Origin of the sequence: uncultured Lamprocystis sp. (assembly GCF_903933125.1) — a bacterium.
GTDB lineage: Bacteria > Pseudomonadota > Gammaproteobacteria > Chromatiales > Chromatiaceae > Thiodictyon.
Map to the genome: position 1 here is coordinate 1 of NZ_CAIZIZ010000484.1, position 4,044 is coordinate 4,044.

The following is a 4,044-nucleotide window of genomic DNA, read 5'->3' on the forward strand; positions in this document are numbered from 1 at the left end:
ACCACCCTTCCGGTACCCGCCCGGGCGTCCCGTTGCCTCCCTGGTGAGGTCAAACCCATGCCGCAATGGCCAACGCCAGCGCCGACCGGCGCCGACGATGCCCGATGTCGGTCGGCGGCAGGGTTATGCTTCAGGGCTGGACGGTGGTCGGGCATCTGGCGTTCTTCCCGGTCACGCTGGATCGCCAAGATGCGGGTTGGTACGGGCTCGCCCCGGGGTCGGTGTCGCCAGCGCACCAGCGCCGTGGTAGCGGCAGCGCGTTGATCCGCGACGGTTTGGCGTGCCTGCGGGCGCCGGGCGCCCAGGACTGTGTGGTGCGGGGCGACCCACTGTACAACCGCCGCTTCGGTGTGTGAAGCTCGCCTGCGAACCGGTGCGATGTCGCGGCGCGCCGGGGAGCATCACGAAAGCGGCAACTGAGCAAAGCCACTCGGAGGAAAGACCACAATGAGCAACATACTCGACGAGGTTCTCGCCGCCAATGCCGCCTACGCACAGGGATTCGACAAGGGCAACCTGCCGATGCCCCTAGGGCGACACTTTGCCATTCTGACCTGCATGGATGCCCGGCTGGATCCGGCGAAATACGCGGGTCTAGCGGAAGGCGACGCGCATGTGATCCGCAATGCCGGCGGGCGCGCAAGCGACGACGCCATTCGCTCCTTGGTCATCTCGTATAAGCTGCTCGGAACCCGCGAATGGTTCGTCATTCACCATACGGACTGCGGAATGGAGACCTTTACAGACGCGGTGATGCGGGAATTGCTGGCAAGCAGCCTGAAGACATCGCGTGTCGATGCGTCCGGTTGGCACGATTCCGGCGAAGGTCCCGGCTCGACCGAGGGTCACTACATTGACTGGTTGACCATCCAGGACAACGCCAAAAGCGTCGTGGAGGATGTGACGCGGATCCGTCAACACCCGTTGGTGCCGAGATCGATCCCGCTTTACGGCTATATCTACGACGTCAAGAGCGGGAAACTGGTTGAGGTTCCGGAGGCAACACGCGTTGGACGCGCCAGCTAAGGAAAGAACCGCTCGCCCCGCCTCAGGCGAACGCACGCAGCCAGGTTGACCACGCGTCATCCAATCTTCGGCATTGCCGGCTGGGTGGGGTGACCGCGTGATGCGTCTACATCCGCCGAACGGAGTCCCGCCCACGATCGGCCGCGAGCGACTGGAATTCCCGGTGAACGGCCTTTCGTGCGATCACTGCGCGACTGACCGCACGGCGCGTCAAGGGGCTGCGCGCGCCTGACGAGTGAGCGTCCGCTGTTGACCGAGTCCGGGCGGTTCCGGTTCTCCGACCGACCGCACCGCGAAGCCGCCTCACCGGAAATGGCTGAGCGATCTTGTTTTCGTTGAGCCAGCCCCGGCGGTTTTCGGTTTCACCAGCGCCTCCCGAGAGGCGACACAGCTTGAACACGGGAGGAAAGGCTGCGATGAGCACCTCGACTGATGCGCATGCCAGCCCTCAATGCGACCTGAGTGGCACCAGTCCCCGTCCCGCGCAACAATCGAGTGGCACGGGCTGAGTGCTATCCGTGCACCTGGGGGCGATCTCCGGGCGTCCGTAAACCAGCACGGAATGGCTGTTCGTGGCCGTCAGCGGCGGTTCAACTCCGCCTCTCAGTGCGATGCCGCGATGCGCTCGGGTCGACGCGACCGGTCAGACCGGCAGCGGCGTCCGCCTGCCCGGCTGCCCTACCAGCAGCACCGTCAGCGGGCAGTGCACCCCTCGCATCCGCGGGTGGGCAGCCGTGCCGCACCTCGGTGATGGCACCCTGACGCGCTCCCGCTGGATGGACAAGCTACTTCATTGCACGAAGGATGGACCACGCGGGGCCGCGCATGCCATCGGACAGGGCTTGTCTCGACCTCAACCGCCGACACGCTGGCATCACCGCGCCATCCGCGGCGAAACCGGGTCACGCGCCCGCACGCGAAAGCCAAAGCACGCGTGGATCCGGTCGACCGGGGCCGTGAGATGCTGCTCCCGCTCGTTGTCCAAAGGGCGCGGTGTACCACCGTCGAAGCGAACCGGCTGAACCGCTACCGAGGGACCGAGCGCGGCGATCCCCTTCCCGGCAGGCCCTGCTGGCGACCTCAGCCGCCAGGTCGCGCAAGGGGTCGCAGGGTCGCCAACATCCGATTTCGGGTCTCCTTCGCAAGCGACTGGCGGATGGCACCCTCCTCCACGTGGTCGGTGGCGAGCCCGCGCGCCTTTTTGGTAGAGACGCGTGGCCGCGCGGACCCACATTGGGCCTGAAGTTGCTCCAACGACACCTGCCGCACAGCGGCCACGGTCCGCAGGCCCAGCCGCTCCAACGTGGGCCCCGTCGGACGGCCGACTCCGCGCCGGAGAGCGACCGGTTGCGCACCTGAAACGTCCAGGTTCTGTTCCGGAGGTACCACGATCAGCCTGGCGGCGTGTCGACGTCCCAAAAGGTCCTGGCCACCCGTCGGTCCGGGCCGATGCCCGCCGAGACAGTCAGCCCGACCGTGGTACAGATCCCCTCCTTGATCCGCCGGCCAATGGTCTCTGGAGGGCCGATCAGATGCCCCAACCCACGCTCGTCCTGCAACGCTTCGTCAATGGAGATCGGTTCCAGTACCGGGGTACTGTCCATTCCGACATCGCGGCTATGACACATATCGGTATACTGCGGCCCCGCCGACGGCGTACCGGTCGACCACGCCCGCCGCCTCACCCGGCCCATTGGGAGCCCCACACCGTGATTGAGATTGAATACGTCGTCAAAGACCATAAGGGAGTCGAGAAATTGCGCACGACCGACAAAAAGGCCGCCGACGCCTACGACAAGGCGCTGGAGACCGCCGAGCGCCTGGCCGACCTGCTGCGCCACGACAAGGTCTTGCCCGGACTGGCGGAGCACGATCTGGAGGAGTTGACCATCTACCTGGCACGCAACACCCGCCAGATCGAACGCATCCTCAAGGGTAAAGAGCCCGACCTTGGCCCGGAGGCACAAGACGTCGTCCCGTCCCCGGTCAAGGTGACGCACTTGCGCGCAGCAGGGTAAACGCAGGCTGGGTGTGACGAGCGCTATCCGGTGCTCCCTGCCCTACCGCACGGTTGCGCAGACGTGGGGTTCGGCCCCCTAGCCTTCTACAGTCCTCTTTTGTGCATGTCCGTGGTGGATTTCACTAGGCGCCGCGGGCGGCTCTAAAGGCAAACCCTGAACCGGTTACGGGATAACGCCTGTCGGAGTCGCACACCCGCGTGCGAGCTGCCATTTTTCCTGCTGGCCTAAGGCGGTCATCATCACAATATCACCCGCATCTACGTGGTCGAGCATCCAAGCAAGCTCTCAATAACGTAGACACTTAGTCCTGTATTGTTACTTCATTTCGAAGGTGTAGGTCAGTTCACACAGTTAGTGGACATTGCATACAGAGCGCCCGATGGCTCTGCGAACCGTGTGTTGCAATCCGATCTGGCTGCGTCATACGGTTTAAGGTATGGCCTACAATCCCTTTTTCTTGCCGTAATGAGGCAGAGCGTGTCGGGAAGGTTCCATGAAATGAATTGCTTCCTGTCACGAAAAAATGACAAGCAGAGCACGCGGGGTCATTCTGGGGCATTTCAATGCAAAAAAGTTTCTTAAAATATGATTAGAAAAGGATTAAAAGAAGATTATTGCTTTTTAGGAAGTCACATAACATTATGTAAAACATAGGAAAAAAAGATCAGAATCTTTTTCTTGCTACTTCAGAGCACGAAGCGATCTACCGCTTTGCACGATATCACCTACCTCATTGCATGAATACGTCTACTTCAATGCACGAGACAGCTACCTGATTGCACGAAGTTTGTTAGGCCGGCAGCGATACTGGGAGTGTCGGACGCGTTTCCAAAGCCGGGAGTATTTGTCGGGTCTTGTTAACTCGACTTTGGCCATTTTTGCCTGAGGCCGGGCGCTGTGCACGGGTGGGCTGGACCAGGGCCGGCGGCTCCTGCGGAGGTGGCGGCAGCGGGAGACCGGCGGTATCGTCTGAAGTCGACCAAAACACCAGCCGTCA

The 4,044-nt window shown here is 62.4% G+C and carries 4 protein-coding genes; 3 read left to right on the forward strand and 1 reads right to left on the reverse strand.

From position 1 onward, the window contains the following. Nucleotides 1-125: 125 nt before the first annotated feature. Together QZY03_RS26740 and QZY03_RS26745 are read left to right on the forward strand one after the other, a co-directional pair. Nucleotides 126-356, forward strand: a complete 231-nt coding sequence (locus QZY03_RS26740) for a GNAT family N-acetyltransferase (RefSeq protein WP_295586484.1) — start codon at nt 126-128, stop codon at nt 354-356. A 91-nt stretch (nt 357-447) separates the two neighbouring features. Then, complete coding sequence (locus QZY03_RS26745; RefSeq protein ID WP_295586487.1) at nt 448-1,026, forward strand: carbonic anhydrase; 579 nt, start codon at nt 448-450, stop codon at nt 1,024-1,026. 1,391 nt (nt 1,027-2,417) lie between these two features. Here QZY03_RS26745 and QZY03_RS26750 read toward each other — a convergent pair. Further along, nucleotides 2,418-2,630, reverse strand: a complete 213-nt coding sequence (locus QZY03_RS26750; RefSeq protein ID WP_295586489.1) for a hypothetical protein — start codon at nt 2,628-2,630, stop codon at nt 2,418-2,420. Nucleotides 2,631-2,735: 105 nt separating this feature from the next. Here QZY03_RS26750 and QZY03_RS26755 point away from each other — a divergent pair, with 105 nt between their 5' ends. Next, on the forward strand, nt 2,736-3,044 hold the full coding sequence (locus QZY03_RS26755; RefSeq protein ID WP_295586491.1) for a YebG family protein: 309 nt from the start codon (nt 2,736-2,738) through the stop codon (nt 3,042-3,044). Nucleotides 3,045-4,044: the final 1,000 nt, after the last annotated feature.